The 16,821-nt window shown below is 58.1% G+C and carries 16 protein-coding genes; 7 read left to right on the forward strand and 9 right to left on the reverse strand.

Annotation, left to right across the window (positions count from 1 at the left end; translation table 11 throughout):
- Positions 1-31 precede the first annotated feature (31 nt).
- Complete coding sequence (locus ACTJJA_RS16365; protein WP_029485199.1) at positions 32-433, reverse strand: YgiW/YdeI family stress tolerance OB fold protein; 402 nt, start codon at positions 431-433, stop codon at positions 32-34.
- A gap of 139 nt (positions 434-572) precedes the next feature.
- Between ACTJJA_RS16365 and qseB the strand changes: the two genes are divergently transcribed.
- The 5 genes from qseB (at position 573) to lysM (ending at position 4,191) form a co-directional block, all read left to right on the forward strand.
- The gene (qseB, locus tag ACTJJA_RS16370) at positions 573-1,232 is read left to right on the forward strand and encodes a quorum sensing response regulator transcription factor QseB (RefSeq protein WP_440668682.1); all 660 of its coding nucleotides are present in this window, start codon (positions 573-575) and stop codon (positions 1,230-1,232) included.
- Positions 1,229-2,566, forward strand: a complete 1,338-nt coding sequence (qseC, locus tag ACTJJA_RS16375) for a quorum sensing histidine kinase QseC (RefSeq protein ID WP_440668683.1) — start codon at positions 1,229-1,231, stop codon at positions 2,564-2,566. Before qseB ends, qseC begins: the two co-directional genes overlap by 4 nt.
- Positions 2,567-2,670: 104 nt before the next feature.
- Positions 2,671-3,252: an NAD(P)H-dependent oxidoreductase gene (locus ACTJJA_RS16380; protein ID WP_047347835.1), complete on the forward strand. Its 582-nt coding sequence runs from the start codon at positions 2,671-2,673 to the stop codon at positions 3,250-3,252.
- A 30-nt stretch (positions 3,253-3,282) separates the two neighbouring features.
- Complete coding sequence (locus tag ACTJJA_RS16385; protein WP_010435613.1) at positions 3,283-3,597, forward strand: putative quinol monooxygenase; 315 nt, start codon at positions 3,283-3,285, stop codon at positions 3,595-3,597.
- A gap of 153 nt (positions 3,598-3,750) precedes the next feature.
- Positions 3,751-4,191 carry a peptidoglycan-binding protein LysM gene (lysM, locus tag ACTJJA_RS16390; protein WP_010435614.1) on the forward strand — a complete coding sequence of 147 codons (441 nt, stop codon included), beginning with the start codon at positions 3,751-3,753 and terminating at the stop codon, positions 4,189-4,191.
- 32 nt (positions 4,192-4,223) lie between these two features.
- Here lysM and ACTJJA_RS16395 read toward each other — a convergent pair whose 3' ends face one another.
- The 3 genes from ACTJJA_RS16395 to ACTJJA_RS16405 are packed head-to-tail and all read right to left on the reverse strand — an operon-like array spanning position 4,224 to position 8,551.
- Positions 4,224-5,411, reverse strand: coding sequence for a glycoside hydrolase family 88 protein (locus ACTJJA_RS16395; protein ID WP_440668684.1), 1,188 nt, complete (start codon positions 5,409-5,411; stop codon positions 4,224-4,226).
- 27 nt (positions 5,412-5,438) lie between these two features.
- Positions 5,439-6,704: an oligosaccharide MFS transporter gene (locus ACTJJA_RS16400; RefSeq protein WP_440668685.1), complete on the reverse strand. Its 1,266-nt coding sequence runs from the start codon at positions 6,702-6,704 to the stop codon at positions 5,439-5,441.
- 32 nt (positions 6,705-6,736) lie between these two features.
- A complete protein-coding gene (locus ACTJJA_RS16405) occupies positions 6,737-8,551 on the reverse strand; it encodes a DUF2264 domain-containing protein (protein ID WP_440668686.1) in 1,815 nt (604 codons plus the stop codon).
- Between the two features lie 166 nt (positions 8,552-8,717).
- Here ACTJJA_RS16405 and ACTJJA_RS16410 point away from each other — a divergent pair, with 166 nt between their 5' ends.
- The gene (locus ACTJJA_RS16410; RefSeq protein ID WP_440668687.1) at positions 8,718-9,557 is read left to right on the forward strand and encodes an AraC family transcriptional regulator; all 840 of its coding nucleotides are present in this window, start codon (positions 8,718-8,720) and stop codon (positions 9,555-9,557) included.
- A gap of 29 nt (positions 9,558-9,586) precedes the next feature.
- On the opposite strand, the gene ACTJJA_RS16415 is transcribed toward ACTJJA_RS16410, so the two are convergent.
- Genes ACTJJA_RS16415 through ACTJJA_RS16435 form a run of 5 tightly spaced genes read right to left on the reverse strand, consistent with a single transcriptional unit; the run spans position 9,587 to position 14,249 of the window.
- Complete coding sequence (locus tag ACTJJA_RS16415; RefSeq protein WP_410975369.1) at positions 9,587-10,462, reverse strand: MurR/RpiR family transcriptional regulator; 876 nt, start codon at positions 10,460-10,462, stop codon at positions 9,587-9,589.
- Complete coding sequence (locus ACTJJA_RS16420; RefSeq protein ID WP_440668688.1) at positions 10,459-11,409, reverse strand: iron-siderophore ABC transporter substrate-binding protein; 951 nt, start codon at positions 11,407-11,409, stop codon at positions 10,459-10,461. The genes ACTJJA_RS16415 and ACTJJA_RS16420 overlap by 4 nt, the downstream gene beginning before the upstream one ends.
- 10 nt (positions 11,410-11,419) lie before the next feature.
- Positions 11,420-12,460, reverse strand: a complete 1,041-nt coding sequence (locus ACTJJA_RS16425; RefSeq protein ID WP_440668689.1) for a FecCD family ABC transporter permease — start codon at positions 12,458-12,460, stop codon at positions 11,420-11,422.
- Positions 12,457-13,440, reverse strand: a complete 984-nt coding sequence (locus ACTJJA_RS16430; protein WP_440668690.1) for a FecCD family ABC transporter permease — start codon at positions 13,438-13,440, stop codon at positions 12,457-12,459. Before ACTJJA_RS16430 ends, ACTJJA_RS16425 begins: the two co-directional genes overlap by 4 nt.
- The gene (locus ACTJJA_RS16435; protein ID WP_440668691.1) at positions 13,437-14,249 is read right to left on the reverse strand and encodes an ABC transporter ATP-binding protein; all 813 of its coding nucleotides are present in this window, start codon (positions 14,247-14,249) and stop codon (positions 13,437-13,439) included. The genes ACTJJA_RS16430 and ACTJJA_RS16435 overlap by 4 nt, the downstream gene beginning before the upstream one ends.
- A 384-nt stretch (positions 14,250-14,633) precedes the next feature.
- On the opposite strand from ACTJJA_RS16435, the gene ACTJJA_RS16440 reads away from it, so the two are divergent.
- The gene (locus ACTJJA_RS16440; protein ID WP_440668692.1) at positions 14,634-16,763 is read left to right on the forward strand and encodes a TonB-dependent siderophore receptor; all 2,130 of its coding nucleotides are present in this window, start codon (positions 14,634-14,636) and stop codon (positions 16,761-16,763) included.
- Positions 16,764-16,821: the final 58 nt, after the last annotated feature.

The raw sequence follows: 16,821 nt of genomic DNA on the forward strand, positions 1-16,821 counted from the left end.
AAAAAGGGCCGCACAGGCGGCCCTTTTCGGGTTATTTGTTCAGCTTGATGACCTGCTTCACGTCGATTTCAAACTCGTTCCAGTCTTTATCGACTTTACCCTGGAGTTCGACCTTATCCTGCGGGCTGACGGTCACGCCGTTCCAGCGCTTGTGGTCAATCTCAACCACCACCGTGCCGGTTTCATCGCGGAAGGTGTAGCGGTCATCGGACAGGCGCTCGGTGATGTTCCCGCGCAGCTTCACCCAGGCATCGTCCTTCAGATCCTTCACTTTTGCCGCCGTCGTCAGGTTGGCGTTGTTATCCACAAAACCGCCCTGCTGGGTTTGCGTCTGGGTCGCGGTTGCGGACGGGCCGTTAAATCCGCCCTGCGCGGCAAAAACAGGGGCAGTGGTCATCATCATGATGGCAGCAAGTGCAGCGAATTTTTTCATCTTAATCTCTCCCTTTAATGTGGTTTCGCAGTCCATTAAACAGGGTAATCCTTAACAACTTCTTAAGGGGAAAATTTATTTATTTTTACTGTACAGCATGTTGATTCAGAGGGTTTACTGACGGCATCAAGGAGGGAACATGCGCATTTTACTGGTAGAAGACGACAGGCTCATCGGCGACGGCATCAAAGCGGGCCTGAGCAAAATGGGGTTTACCGTGGACTGGTTTACCGACGGGAAAACCGGTCAGGCCGCGCTGTATAGCGCACCCTATGATGCCGTAGTGCTGGATCTGACGCTGCCGGAGATCGACGGGCTGGCGATCCTGCGCGCCTGGCGCGAAAGCGGGCGCAGCGAGCCGGTACTGATTCTGACGGCGCGGGATGCGCTGAACCAGCGCGTCGAGGGGTTGCGCCTGGGCGCGGACGATTACCTTTGTAAGCCGTTTGCCCTGATCGAAGTGGCCGCGCGCCTTGAAGCGCTGGTGCGGCGCAGCCACGGTCAGACCCGCAGCGAGCTGCGTCACGGTAAGGTCACGCTCGACCCGACGAGCCTTGTCGCCACGCTGGAGGGCGAAACGCTGCCCCTCAAACCGAAAGAGTTTGCCCTGCTGGAGCTGCTGATGCGCAATGCGGGCCGCGTGCTTCCCCGCAAAGCAATTGAAGAAAAGCTCTATAGCTGGGATGACGACGTCTCCAGTAACGCCGTAGAGGTCCACGTCCATCATCTTCGCCGCAAGCTCGGCAGCGCGTTTATCCGCACCGTGCACGGCATCGGCTACACCCTGGGTGACGCATGAAACTGAGCCTGAAACTCCGCCTGACGCTGCTCTTCCTGCTGCTCTCCCTGACGGCCTGGTTTGCCGCCAGTCTTGTCGCGTGGCAGCAAACGACGCATAAGCTCGACAAGCTCTTTGATACCCAGCAGATGCTGTTTGCCAAACGTCTGCTGACGATGGACCTGGACGAGATCCGCGCGCCGGAGCGCATGCGCGAGGTGCCCAAAAAAGCCAAACACGGGCATCTGGACGATGACGCGCTGGCCTTTGCCATTTTCAGCGCCGACGGCAGCATGATCCTCAACGACGGTGAAAACGGGCGCGATATTCCGTATCACTATCGTCGCGACGGGTTTGCTGACGGGCGGCTTCAGGACGACAACGACGAATGGCGCTTCTTATGGCTGACGTCGCCAGACGGTAAATACCGCGTGGTGGTCGGGCAGGAGTGGGAGTACCGCCAGGACATGGCGCTGGACGTGGTGAGTTCTCAGCTTACGCCGTGGCTGGTGGCGCTGCCCGTCATGCTGCTGTTGCTGATCCTGCTGTTGAGCCGCGAGCTGAAGCCGCTGAAAAAGCTGGCGCAGACCCTGCGCTCCCGCACGCCGGATGCCACCGATAAACTCTCAACGGAGGGTGTCCCCACTGAGGTGCGTCCGCTGCTCGACGCGCTGAATCACCTGTTTATACGCACGCAAGAGATGATGAGCCGCGAGCGCCGCTTTACCTCCGATGCCGCCCACGAGCTGCGCAGCCCGTTAGCCGCCCTGAAGGTGCAAACCGACGTGGCGCAGCTGTATCAGGACGATCCCGAGGCGCAGTCCAAAGCCCTTTCGCAGCTTCATGCGGGTATCGACCGCGCCTCCCGGCTGGTGGATCAACTCCTTACGCTGTCGCGCCTGGATTCGCTGGATAACCTGGACGGCGTCGAGCCGATTGTCATGGCCGATTTACTGCAGTCCGCGGTGATGGATATTTATCATCCGGCGCAGCAGGCGGGCATTGATGTGCGCCTGAATATCCGTGCGCCAGAGGTGAAACTCGCGGGTCAACAGCTGCTCCTGAGCCTGCTGGTACGTAACCTGCTGGATAATGCAGTACGTTACAGCCCGCGCGGTAGCGTGGTGGACGTGACGCTGGACGGTCACCGCTTCACCGTGCGTGACAACGGCCCCGGGATTTCCCCCGACGCGCTGGCACGTATTGGCGAGCGCTTTTATCGTCCACCGGGGCAAGATGCCACCGGAAGCGGGCTGGGGTTATCGATTGTTAAACGCATCGCCACCCTCCACGGTATGCGCGTCTCGCTGGCTAATGCGGCTGAAGGGGGCGTTGAGGTCAACGTCAGCTGGTAGGCATTATTGCGCTATGCGCAAAAGACTTTGCACATTTTGCTTATTTTTCCGCTCCGTCCTCGCGCGTAGAATCCCCGACATACTCTCAACACCGAGGACAAATAATGAGCAATATTTTGATTATCAACGGCGCGAAAGAGTTCGCGCACTCTAAAGGCCAGCTGAATGACACCCTGACCGAGGTCGCGGACGGTTTCCTGCGCGACGCCGGGCATGATGTTAAGGTCGTGCGCGCGGACAGCAATTATGACGTGAAAGCCGAAGTGCAGAACTTCCTGTGGGCCGACGTGGTTATCTGGCAGATGCCGGGCTGGTGGATGGGCGCGCCGTGGACCGTGAAAAAATACATGGATGACGTGTTCACTGAAGGCCACGGTTCGCTGTATGCCAGCGACGGTCGTACCCGTTCAGACGCTTCCAAAAAATACGGTTCCGGCGGCCTGATTCAGGGCAAAAAATATATGCTCTCCCTGACCTGGAACGCCCCGATGGAAGCCTTCACCGAGAAAGATCAGTTCTTCGAAGGCGTGGGCGTAGACGGTGCGTATCTGCCGTTCCACAAGGCGAACCAGTTCTTGGGCATGGATCCGCTGCCGACGTTTATCGTTAACGACGTGATTAAAATGCCTGATGTCCCGAGCTATATCGCAGAATATCGCAAGCATCTCGCGGAAATTTTTGCTTAACTGGTAACCTGGAATTAGAAGGAGTTAACCATGCTTACCGTAATTGCTGAAATTCGTACTCGTCCAGGTCAACATCACCGCCAGGCGGTGCTGGATCAGTTCGCGAAGATTATCCCGACCGTACTTGAAGAAGAAGGCTGCCACGGCTATGCGCCGCTGGTGGATGCAGCCACTGATGCCAGCTTCCAGGCGACCGCGCCGGATTCAATCATGATGGTTGAACTGTGGGAAACCGTGGCGCACCTTGAAGCGCACCTGCAGACTCCGCACATGAAAGCGTGGAGTGAGGCGGTAAAAGGTGACGTGCTGGATACCCATATCCGAATTCTGGAGCAAGGGGTTTAAGGTTCGTGGAATTTGCCGGGTGGCACTGCGTTTACCCGGCCTACAAAACCTGACCCGCAGGCCCGGTAAGCGCTAGCGCCACCGGGCTTTTTGTATCACCTTAAAACCCAACTGCTATGCTTATTCTGACTTCATTGTTAACAGGAGGATGGAATGGGTCTTTTTAACTTCGTGAAAGAAGCAGGCGAAAAGTTGTGGGATAACCTGACCGATCATAAAGGTCAGAGCGATAAAGTCAGCGAGCACCTCAAAAAGCTGAATATTCCTGGCGCGGATAAAGTCCAGGTCACCGTTACTGACGGCAAAGCCAGCGTGACGGGCGACGGGCTGACGCAAGAGCAGAAAGAGAAAATTCAGGTTGCCGTGGGGAACATCGCAGGGGTGAGCGAGGTGGAGAACAACATCACCGCCACCGATGCCGAAGATGAAGCGACCTACTACACGGTTAAATCAGGTGACACCCTGAGCGCCATCTCCAAAACGGTGTATGGCAATGCCAACCAGTACAACAAGATTTTCGAGGCGAACCGCCCGATGCTCTCCAGCCCGGATAAAATTTATCCAGGCCAGACGCTGCGCATCCCGAAAGCGTAACCGCAGAGTCGGGGGGACCTCCCCCGACTGTTTTACCAGTACGATTTCCAGCTTTGCGTAAAGCGCACCAGCGCCTCAACGTAGAAGTAATCCCCCCAGCTTGCGCACTCATCCACCCCTTTATTGCTCGCCAGGTGATACACCGAGTGCTTCAGCAGCCCGTTGCCCTTCTCGTCTTTGCCCATCAGATAGTGCTTCGTCAGCGACGACATGATCCCTTTCGCCCACTCCAGATAGCGCTCGCGATCCGGATCCGTGACCGGCAGATGCTTCACCAGTTCCAGCAGCCCGCATACCGCGATGGCCGCCGATGACGAATCGCGCAGCGCGTCGGTGCCCACCAGCGCCAGATCCCAGTGGCAAACAGAATCCTCCGGCAGTCGGTTGAGGAAATAGTTCGCCAGCCGCTTCGACAGGGCGATCATCGTCTCGTCACCGGTATAGATATAGCTCAGCAGGAAGCCGTAAATGCCCCATGCCTGCCCGCGCGACCAGCACGAATCGTCGGCGTAGCCCTGCTGGGTATTGCCGTAGCGCGGCGCGCCGGTGTTCACATCCATATAGTAGGTGTGGAACGTCGAGGCATCCTCACGGATGAGATACGTCGCCGCCTGCATCACGTGCGCTTTTGCAGCCTCGGCAAAGCGCGGATCGCCGGTTTGTTCCGTCGCCCAATAGAGCAGCGGCAGATTCATGTTGCAGTCGATGATCATCCGTCCGGCCTGTTCCGGATCGGCCAGATCGCCCCACGCCTGAATGATCTTCGCCTTCTCATGGAAGCGCTCCAGCAGGGCTTCCGCCGCCAGCAGGGAGAACCCGCGCGCCTCGCGGTTCCCGGTCAGCCGCCAGGCCGCCACGCAGGAGAGCGTGTACAGGAAGCCCAGGTCGTGGGTGTTGGTGTCATTGCGTCCGGCGATGCGCAGGCCGAACGAGCGTACGTGCTTTTCCGCCATCTCGCGGAACTTCGCCTCGCCGCTCATCTCCCACGCCAGCCAGAGCTGGCCGGTCCAGAAGCTGGTGGTCCACTCCACGTTATCGGTCAGCGGGTAAAAACCGTCCTTACAGGTTTCCGCCGGGAACTGCTCGCCGAATTCGGTTAAATGACGGCTAATCAGGTCGAGGACATGGCCGCGTGCCGAGCTGAGTTCATCGCTAAATGCGCGTGGGTCAACGGGCGCGGCAATCGCAGGCAGGCGCTCCTCTTTGATACGACTTAACATATTTCGGTTCCTTCTTTGACGGCGTAATTATCGGGTAGAGGTTTCTGCTACGTTCAGCGTGCGGGGTCCGCGCCATTTGCTCTGACAGGCGGATAACGTGAAGGCAGAAATAAGAGTAAAGGTCAGCGCCGTGGCGCCCATGATGATATAGGTCTGTTCAAAGCCGATGCGATCATACATATATCCCGCAGGCGAAGAGATGACCACGTTACCGACGTACAGCATTGCCTGATAGCCCAGTAAATACATGGTGGCGTTAACGCGCTTATCGAAATGTTCGGCGATGTATTTAAAGACGGAGACCAGCAGCAGGCAGATTTCCAGGCCGTACAGGGGCTTCAGCACGGAAATTAACAGGTGTGAATCGCACATGCCGGAAATAATCAGACGCGCCCCCACCACCAGACCGACAATTAACAGCCCGCGCTTGGCGCCAATAAAGTTAACGAACAGCGGGATCACCATATACATAACGAACTCCATGCCGGACTGCACGGTGCCCAAATAGCCAAACACCGCGTTGCCCTGGTGAATATCGTCAAAGAAGGTGACGAAATAGCGCGAGAACTGCTGTTCGGCGATAAACATCATCCACGCCACGCCGGCCACGTACAGGCAGAAAGCCCAGAATTTACGGCTGCGCAGCAGAGCGAACACGTCCGAAGGAGCGATTTTTTCTTTGGTCAGCACCTCACCGGCGTGAACAGAGTTAGTGTTCACTTTCAGGCTGAGCAGGACAATCAGCATCACCACAGAGGTCACGCTGCCCATAATAAAGTTATACGCAGGCGAGAGGTTAAACAGCAGGCCGGAGAAGGACGACGCCACCGCCCAGCCGAGCGAGCCCCACATGCGGATCTGCCCGAACTCCATGCCGTTCAGGCGGCTGAAGCGGTCAGAATAGGATTCACACGCCGCCACGCCCGCATACCAGGCAAAGCTTAAATAGAGCGCGCCGATAATGATCCCCAACATGGTGTTGGAGATTAACAGCGGCTGATAGACGTAAATAAAGAACGGCGCCATCAGGACCGACATGGCGACCACAAAATAGAGCAGGTATTTGCTCATGCTGATTTTATCGAGAATATAGCCGTAGATGGGTTTGAGAATAACGGAGAAAATACCGTTCACCGCGAATACGGTTCCGATCACCGCCCCGCTGAGATTCGCTTTTTGACCGAGCCAGATAGCCAGCAAACCAATACTGGCGGACCAGGTAAAGAAATAGAGAAAAATAAAGCTGCTGATTTTGTAATATTCGGTTCTGTTGGTTATCGATGTATTTTTCATACCATCCTCGCCGAGGTGTAGGGTCAGAATTTTTATAATGTGAACGACAGTTGACGTTCGCCTCCAGGTTCGCGGATCTCGACCTGGTTTTGAGTGATATTCAGGTGCGGCCTGGCCGCACTATTTTGCTTTTCGCTGGCAAAGACGGCGCAGCAGAGCCAGCTTTCGCCTTGAGGGATATCGGTTTTTAACAGCGGAATGGCGGCGCACTCCGGGAACATGATGCTGCTGTTCGGCGGCGTAACGATGCTGTCCGGCACGCGCGTGATGGCGGGCGAGAGATCGACAATCGCGCTGCTGCCGTTCTTGGCTGCCAGATAACAGCCGCGCTCGCGGATCTGGTGTTCGGTTTTCATCACCGCAAACCCGCCTTCGGCCGTTTGCAGCGCGCGTGCGCTGTTAATGCGGTGCAGGCGCAGATGCCATTCCCCGAACGGCACTTGCCAGGTGTCGATATGCACGTCGTGCCACGGCGACCAGCGCGAGTAGATATAGTTTTCATCCACCCGCACCGCTTCGCATTCGCGGCGACCGCGGTAGTAATCGTCTCCGTCCGCCAGCAGCAGCATGGAATCACAGGCCGCATGCTTCAGGCCAAAGCGCCCGCGCTCAATGGTGAAACCAAAGCGGCTGGAGTAGGCAAATTTAGTGTATTTGGCGTCGGTATTGACGTAGTTATTCAGCTCAAGCTGTCCGGCGGTGAGCATGGTGACGTGCTGCGACTTTTCCGCATGGATAAGGATCTGCTGAGCATGCGGAATCACGTGCTTTTCCGCCAGCGCGGGCAGCGGCTGTTCCTCAGCCAGCCAGAACGGGTGCGTCTCCGGCAGCGCCAGAATGAGGTAAGTTTTCAGTGCCCAGTACGGCGAACCGGGCGAGTTGTAGTCCTCGCACATCGCGAGGTTCGGATAGGCAAAGCCGAGGGTCAAAATGCCGTCGCGATCGGTAATCGGCTGCTGCTGCCACCAGCGCAGATGGCGCAGAATAATGCCCTTCACGATGCCCGGCGTGAACACCTCCAGCCCGGAAAAAGCCACCGCGCTCCAGAACGCGACCATCGCAAAACGGTAAGTCAGGCTGCGGCCAAACGGCACCGAGGCACCGTCGGCAGCGGACCAGTAGATAAAGTCCTCCGCGAACAGACGCGAGCGCTCGCGCAGCACGTCCGCCCTCGCCTCGTCGCCGCTCAGGGCGGCGTAGATCAGCCCGTAGAAGTGGAAGGCCATGGAAATGTAATAATCTTTCGGACGCCCCGGACCGTCGGAATACCAGCCGTCGCCCAGATAGTAAGCGTCCATCAGCGCAAAGCGATGGTCGATGGCGCGCTGATCATACGGCAGCCCGGCGCGCTTGAATCCAAGCTGGACCATGATGGCGAAGTAGTTCCAGTTGCTGTCCGGCATCTGTGCGTCGGTGATCTGGCTGAGCCAGGCGTGGAGGTTCATCACTTCGCGCTCGGTGAAGCGCTCGAGGAGTTTGTCACCCAGCAGGGACAGCCCCAGACCGTAGGCCGCCATCTCCACCAGACGCTGATCGTAGGGGCCGGTTTCACCCCAGTAGCCCGCGCTTTGCGGATCGGTGCCCAGTTTGATGGCGTCCAGATATTTCTCACTCCACGACTCGCCCTCGCCGCCCGCCATCAGCGGAAACAGCCCCCACAGCGCGCGGGAAAGCCCTTCCATCTGCGCGATATCCGTCGCGTAGTGCGCGCAGGTCTCGCCCAGTGAAAAACGTGAACTGCCCGGCGGAAACTGCTTATCCAGCGCGCCCAGCATCCCGTTTAAATACGCCACCACGTCCCGGCGTGAAGACAACGGATTTGATTTTTCTTTGTTTGCCGCCCACATAGGTTTGCCCTCGTAATCAACTGCGGCAAAGCATAGTGAATCCGCAAGGGGCAGAAATGTTAGCCGCGTCACAGGTGAGAACGATGAATAAACCTACAGTTAAGAAAATTTAAAAAGGTGGTTTATAAATAGCATCTGACGGGAAAAAGTTGAGTTCTATTGCACTATGCGCGACACGCCAACGTCCGATCATCTGGAGCTGATTACCCTAAACGACACCGTGGTGTCGTTCAGCCGCCTGTTCGCCAATACCGTGCGTTACCACCACTGGCATCAGTGTCTGGAAATTCTCTATGTGGAAGAAGGGTTTGGCGTCGCGATTGTCGGCAACCGGCATTACACCATGCGCCCCGGCCGGCTGTTTTTCTTCCCCCCCTTTACCCTGCACAAGGTGATGGTGGACGCGCAGGCGGAGGCCATTTACCGGCGCACCATCATTCATCTCGATCATCACGCCGTGCTGAAAAACCTGCGTGATTTCCCGCAAACCCGGCAGCGGCTGGAGCGGCTTTCACGCCGCGGCGGTGAGGCGTGGGTCGCTGACCTGGCGCATTGCCATCAGCATGTCGATCATCTGTTGGCCTGTTATCAGTCGCCCATGAACAGCGAGGCCATTGCCGGGCTGCTGATCGGCCTGTTTGCCATGCTGCCCGACGATAGCGACGGCACGCCGGGCAGCAGCCAGGGGATCGCCAGCCAGGTGATGTTCTGGCTGGACGAGCATTATCGGGAGAAATTCCGCCTCGACGCGCTGGCCGAAGAGCTGGGGAAATCGCGCAGCTACGTGTCGCGAAAATTCCATGCGGAGACGGGCGAGAAGATCCACGACTATCTCAACACATTACGGCTGCGTAAGGCCTGCGAGTGTTTACTTCACACGGATTCGAGCGTGCGAGACATCGCGGAGCAGACGGGGTTCTCCGACGTGACGTGGTTCATCAGCGCGTTTAAAAAAGGGATTGGCGAGACGCCGCTGCAGTACAGGAAGAACCATCGTGCGGTTTGACGCACTCACCCACAGGGAGAGGGGGAAAATCAACCGCTTTTCTTCCCCGGCTTTAATCCACGATGTAACTCGTTGATGCGCTTCATCGACTTAATGGTGCGCTGCGGCTCGGTGGAGGCGACGGATAAAATAATCATCTCCAGACACAGCAGCACCGTACCGTGCAGCGGGATTTTGCCCTTCTCGCCGCCGCGCGGAACGTGGATCACCACGCTGGCCTCTTTACTGAAGCGCGAGTCGGTGGCGTTGGTCAGCAAAATGGTGGGAATGCCGAGACGTTTCGCCTCGCGCAGCGTGGTCTGTCCTTCCCGGTGCGCGGATTTCTGCGCCATCATCATCAGCACGTCGCCGCGCTGAAGCGCAATAAGCTGTTCGGCAAGCCCTATCCCGGTGCGGTTGAGCGGGATCGCAGGAAGTCCCATACGGCTGAACAACCTGGCGGTGTAATCGGCCAGAATACCGGATGCGCCAATGCCAAAAATAGCGACCTGCCTCGCCTGCGCCAGCAGCGACACGGCCTGCGCCATCGCATAGCGGTTGTGTGGTTCAGACAGCACCTCGCAGGTGTGCCGATGCCCTTCCAGCACGAAATCAATGCTTGTATTCACATCGCTGGTCAGCGTATTCACCGTGGTAGACATTTTCTCGCTGGAGGTCACCACGGGGCCGAACCACTGCTCGAGCGTCTGCTTCAGATCGCGCAATCCGGCAAAACCGAGCGCCTGGATAGCGCGAACGACGGTGGCATCCGAGGTGTTAAGCAGCGTCGCGATCTCCATCGCCGTCTGCTCCATGACCGCTTCACGATTTTCATTGATATAGCGCGCCACCAGCAGCAGCCGTGGCGTGAGCTGGTTCGCCCGCGAACGGAAGCGGTCACCGTACACATCGACTTTGCGGATCACCGTGATGCCTCCGGCAGCGGACGTCCCGCAATCTGCGACTGCACCTGCGCGACCATCAGGCCTAACGAGGCGAACGAGTTCGAGATGGCCTCCTCGCGAGAGATGAGCACGTAATGCCCGGTGCGGCAGGCGTTGAGGAACTGGCACCAGCCCGGCATCACCGCGTCCATCGCCGCCATCTCGTCCTGCGGCTTGCCGCCGGTATCGCCGCGCCAGGTGGCGAAGACGAAATCGGCATCCAGCTCCGGCAAGCGCTCGGCGCTGACGTCGATACGCCCGCCGTCCGGGATGCTCTCAATCAACGGTGGAAACGTGAATCCTGCGTCGCGCAGCACGCGTCCAAGCGAGTGATAGCTGTGCATGGCGTTGATTTTGCCCTGATTGGCCTGAATCACCGACACGGTTAACGTGCGGGTGTCGATAGTGGCTTTCAGGGCCTTGATTTGCTCCTGATAGCGACGCTCCAGAATCTTCAGCCGCGCCTGCGTACCGGTGAGCTGAGCCAGCTTGCGGTAGATTTCGGGCGCACCACCGTCGAGGTGATCGATGCTCACCGTCGGGGCAATTTTTTCCAGCTGTTCTACCGGCGTGTTACGGGTCGGCTCGGTGATGATCAGGTCCGGCTTCGCGGCGGCGATGGCTTCAATGTCGATATCCGCAGTGCCGATGAATTTGATGTCGGAATTATCAAAATCGACGCCGGTTAACATGCCGCTGGAACGCAGAAAATGGCTGCCGTCCGGTCGGGTGCGGCCATGGCTGGCAACCGGGGGTACCCCAAGCTCAATCAGCGGGATGGTGATATCCAAATCGTGCAACGAGACGATCCGCTTCGGATGGACCGGCACCACCACGTTGCGGTTCAGATCGTCTGTAAACCTCTGCGTCGGTTCCGCCGCACTCGCCACAAACCCTACCAGCAACAGCATTGTCAAAAGTACGCGCATCACACTTCCTCTAAAATCGGTCCCGACGCTGCCAGAGCAGCAGCAGGAAAAACGGCCCGCCAATCAGTGAAATCACAATCCCCGCCGGCAGCTGAAGCGGCAAAAATGCCAGACGCCCGACGTTATCCGCCAGCAGCACCAGCAGCGCGCCCAGCACGGCGCTTCCCGTCAGCAATGCTGTTTGCCCACCGCGCAGCAGCAGGCGCGCCATATGCGGTGCAATCAGCCCCACGAAACCCATACTCCCCACGCAGGAGACGCAGGCCGCGGTGAGCACGACCGGTGCAAGCACGCGCAGCAAGGCAAGTCGTGAAGTGCGCACGCCAAGCCCGGTCGCTGTGTGGTTACCCAGCAACGCCACGTCGGCGGCGCGTGCGGTAAAGAGCAGCAGCGCGAACGCGGGAAGCGCCCAGGCTGCCGCAATGCTGACCAGCATCCAGTTTGCCGCATGCAGACTCCCCGCCAGCCACAGCATCGCGGTCTGCACGTCGCGCACGTCCGCGGTAGTCATAAAAACGCCCATTGCGGCGGCAAACGCCCATGACACGCCGATCCCCGTCAGGATGAATCGCGGACGGGAAATATCGCGTGCCAGCGCCACCACCAGCAGCGCGGTCAGCAGCCCACCGGCCATGCCGACCAGCGGTCGCCAGTACAGGCTAAGCGTCGGGAACTGAAACATCAGCAACAGCACCGCCGCGCTACAGCCCTCTTTCACGCCGATAAGCCCGGGGTCAGCAAGGCCATTGCGGGTGATGGACTGCATCGCCGCCCCCGCCATACCGAGCATCGCGCCGCACAGCACCGCCATCAGCAGGCGCGGCAGACGGATATCCATCACGATGTAATGCGTCTCTGCTTCCAGCGTCTGCGGATAAAACAGCGCGCGCCCGATGGCGGAGGCAGGAATGGGCAGCGAGCCGTGGGTCAGACCAAAACTGAGCAGCAAGAAGGCAGCCAGCGATAAAAATGCCAGGCATGCCAGCGCTTTTGGACGAACCAGCGCCGAAAGGGGGCCGACGCGTAGCGCACGCAGTCCCGCCCGGCTCATTTGAACATCCTCGACGCCAGGAAGATAAAGACGGGCGCGCCGACCAGCGCGGTCATAACACCGGTTGCCAGCTCATACGGCGTAAACAGCGTGCGGGCGGCAACATCCGCCAGCAGGAGAACCAGCGCCCCACACAGGGCCGAAAGCGGCACCATTGCGCGGATGTCCACCGTCACCAGGCGGCGGATCAGCTGGGGTACCACAAGGCCGATAAAACCAATCGGTCCGGCGATGGAGACCGCCGCGCCGCAGAGCAGTGCAATCGCCAGCAGCGCGAACAGGCGCGTCTTCAGCAATGAGACGCCAAGCCCCTGCGCCATTCTGTCGCCCAGCGCCAGCATGTTGAGCGAGGGCGAGAGCCACAGCGCCAGCGCAAAGCCAGCGGCAGCAACCCCTGCAGCGCTCCCTGTCGTCCCGGCGCTGAGCCCCGCTAAATCTCCCGCCAGCCAGGTGCGCATGGCGAGCAGCGTCTGTTCATCAAGGATTAATATCGCGGCAGTCACCGATGAGGCAAATGCCGACATCGCCACGCCGCACAGCGTGACTTTCATCGGCGTCAGCCCGGTGCGACCGGACGAAGAGAACGTCAGCACCAGCAGAAACAGCGCCGCGGCACCGACGGCGGCAACGAGCGGGCGACCAAACGGCAGCGGCAGCCCAAGCGCGCTGGTGATAACTACCGCCAGCGCCGCCCCTGCATTCAGCCCCAGAATATGCGGCTCGCCGAGCGGGTTACGGATCACCGACTGCAGCAGCACGCCCGCCACGCCGAGCGCGGCGCCAGTCACCATTGCGGCGCAGAGACGCAGCAGCCGGAGCCTGATAATCACGTTATGGTCGAAATTGCGCGGATCGAAATGGAAGAATGCATCCACTACCGTCCGGGGAGCGATAAAGCGCGCGCCGATGCCCAGATGTGCAATCGCACCCATCGCCAGCAGCAATGTGAATACAAGGAATGCCAGAGAGGTGCGCATCATGGTTGTTCTGCGCCCTTTCGAAACGGCATAAAGAACGGCTTTCCGGTCATTGGGTTAACGGACATATGTACGTCGACGTCAAACACCGTTTTGATCAGCGACGGCGTGCAGGTGTCGCCTTCATGTAATACACCCTCGACTTTGCCCTGGCGTAAAAAGACCAGAGAATCGCCGTAGTTCACGGCAAAGTTGAGATCGTGCAGCACCACCACCACGGTGCGCCCGTGCTGGCGGGTCAGGGTGTGCAGCAGCTCCAGGATCTCCACCTGATAGCGAAGGTCGAGATACGTCGTGGGCTCATCCAGCAGGATATACGGCGTTTGCTGCGCCAGCGCCATGGCGATCCAGCAGCGTTGACGCTGACCGCCGGACAGGCTTTCAACCGGCAGATGAGCAAACTCTGCCGTTCCGGTCAGGCGTAATGCCTCCTCCACCGCCAGCTCGTCTTCATCACTCCACTGACGCATAAAGTTCTGCCAGGGAAAGCGCCCGCGCGAAACCAGTTCAAAAACGGTTAACCCCTCCGGCAACAGCGGTGACTGCGGCAAAATGCCAAGCTGACGGGCGACCGCTTTGGTCGGCTGTTCATGAATGGCTTTGCCATCCAGCACGACGCTGCCGCCAAGCGGCTGTAGCAGACGTGCGAGGGTGCTCAACAGCGTGGATTTGCCACAGCCGTTCGCCCCCACCAGAACGGTCATCTTCCGTTGCGGGATCGCGAGGGTGATATCATCAACGATGATTTTTTTGTGATAACCCGCAGAGAGATTCTCCAGAACCAGTCCCGGTTTTGTCGTGTTATGCGCCACGTGAATGCCAACGTAATGAAAAACCAATAAATAAAAATAAAACTCATTCTCTTTTGAGAAGTTTGCCGCTGCGCCATGTAGTAGTCAAGTGAATAAAAGCCCTGGATAAACCAGGGATGATCACAATAGATCACGCAAAGCTAAATGAATAAATATCGCTTTATTTCAGTAGTTTAAAAGCAAAACACTTTGATTTTAACGGTACGAAAATCACTGTAGTCATTTTTTTACTTTTTCCATTTACTACTACAATCTCGCATGATTGAATGATTCTCAATTACAAGTTCGATGCCATTCAGGCTAACGAACAGACCGTAAGGGCAATGACTCACACATTTTTTCCGCGAAGATTGTTTCGCCGGATATTCTGGGAAAACAGATGTAATGGCTAAGTTCACACCTTCATTCTCTGGGGTAAAAGGGCGCGCGCTCTTTTCTCTGTTGTTTATGGCACCTTTGGTACACGCAGCGGCAAACGACGGCGAGACCCTGACCGTTACCGCCGATCCGAATGCGACCCTCGACGCCACCAGCGGCTATCAGCCCCTGAACACCTCCACCGCCACGCTGACCAACATGCCGATGCTGGACATCCCGCAGGTGGTCAATACCGTCAGCGATAAAGTGCTGGAAGATCAAAATGCGACCACGCTCGACGAGGCGCTGTATAACGTCAGCAACGTAGTGCAGACCAACACCCTGGGCGGCACGCAGGATGCCTTTGTGCGCCGTGGTTTTGGTGCGAACCGTGACGGCTCGATCATGACCAACGGCCTGCGCACCGTGCTGCCGCGCAGCTTTAACGCCTCAACCGAACGCGTGGAGGTGCTGAAAGGCCCGGCCTCGACCCTGTACGGTATTCTCGACCCCGGCGGCCTGATTAACGTCGTCACCAAACGCCCGGAGAAAACCTTCGGCGGCTCGATTTCTGCCACCTCGACCAGCTTTGGCGGCGGCACCGGACAGTTTGACGTCACCGGCCCGATTGACGGCACGCGTCTGGCGTATCGCCTGACGGGGGAATATCAGGACGAAGACTACTGGCGCAATTTCGGCACCGAACGCAGCACCTTTATCGCCCCGTCGCTCACCTGGTTTGGCGATGACGCCACCGTGACCGTGCTCTATTCGCATCGCGACTATAAAACGCCGTTCGATCGCGGAACGATCTTCGATCTCAACACCAAAAAAGCCGTCGACGTCGATCGCAAAACCCGCTTTGACGAATCGTTTAACGTCACCGACGGGCAGTCCGATCTCGCGCAGCTCAACGCGGAGTATCGTCTTAACAGCCAGTGGACTGCGAAGTTCGACTACAGCTACAGCCAGGATAAGTACAGCGATAACCAGGCGCGCGTGATGGCCTACGATTCAAAAACCGGCAACCTGACCCGCCGCGTGGATGCCACCCAGGGCTCCACCCAGCGGATGCATACGACGCGGGCGGATCTGCAGGGGAACGTGGACATCGCGGGCTTTTACAATGAGATCCTGACCGGCGTGTCGTATGAGAATTACGATCTGCTGCGCACGGATATGATGCGCTGTAAGAACGTCAAAGGTTTCAATATCTACAATCCGACGTATGGGAATCTCGACAAGTGCACCACCGTCTCGGCGTCCGACAGCGACCAGACCATTAAGCAGGAGAGCTACTCCGCCTACGCGCAGGACGCGCTGTACCTGACCGATAAATGGATCGCCGTCGCCGGACTGCGCTACCAGTATTACACCCAGTACGCGGGGAAAGGCCGTCCGTTTAACGTGAATACCGACAGCCGCGACGACCAGTGGACGCCTAAGCTGGGGCTGGTGTACAAGCTCACCCCGGCAGTCTCGCTATTTGCCAACTATTCCCAGACGTTTATGCCGCAGTCGTCCATTGCGAGCTACATTGGCGACCTGCCACCTGAAACGTCTAATGCGTATGAAATCGGTGCTAAGTTTGACCTTTTCGACGGAATTACTGCCAACATTGCGCTGTTTGATATCCACAAGCGCAACGTGCTGTACACCGAAAGCGTGGGTGATGAAACCATCGCCAAAACCGCAGGTCGCGTGCGCTCTCAGGGTGTAGAAGTGGATCTTGCGGGGTCGCTGACTGAGAACACCAACATTATTGCCAGCTACGGCTATACCGACGCGAAGGTGCTGGAAGACCCGGACTATGCGGGCAAACCGCTGCCGAACGTGCCGCGCCATACCGGCTCCCTGTTCCTGACCTACGATATTCACAATGTGTTTGCCGGGAATACGCTGACGCTGGGCGGCGGCGGGCACGGCGTAAGCCGTCGTTCCGCAACCAACGGGGCGGAATACTATCTGCCGGGCTATTTCGTGGCGGATGCGTTTGCGGCGTATAAGATGAAGCTGCAGTATCCGGTGACGCTGCAGGTGAACGTGAAAAACCTGTTTGATAAGACCTACTACACGTCGTCCATTGCAACCAACAACCTGGGCAACCAGATTGGCGATCCGCGCGAAGTGCAGTTTACGGTGAAGATGGAGTTTTGACGTCAGTGCGAGGCGTTCCCCTCACCCTAACCCTCTCCCCAGAGGGGCGAGGGGATCG

The sequence above is a fragment of the Enterobacter sp. 22452 genome, assembly GCF_052045065.1.
Lineage (GTDB): Bacteria > Pseudomonadota > Gammaproteobacteria > Enterobacterales > Enterobacteriaceae > Enterobacter > Enterobacter mori.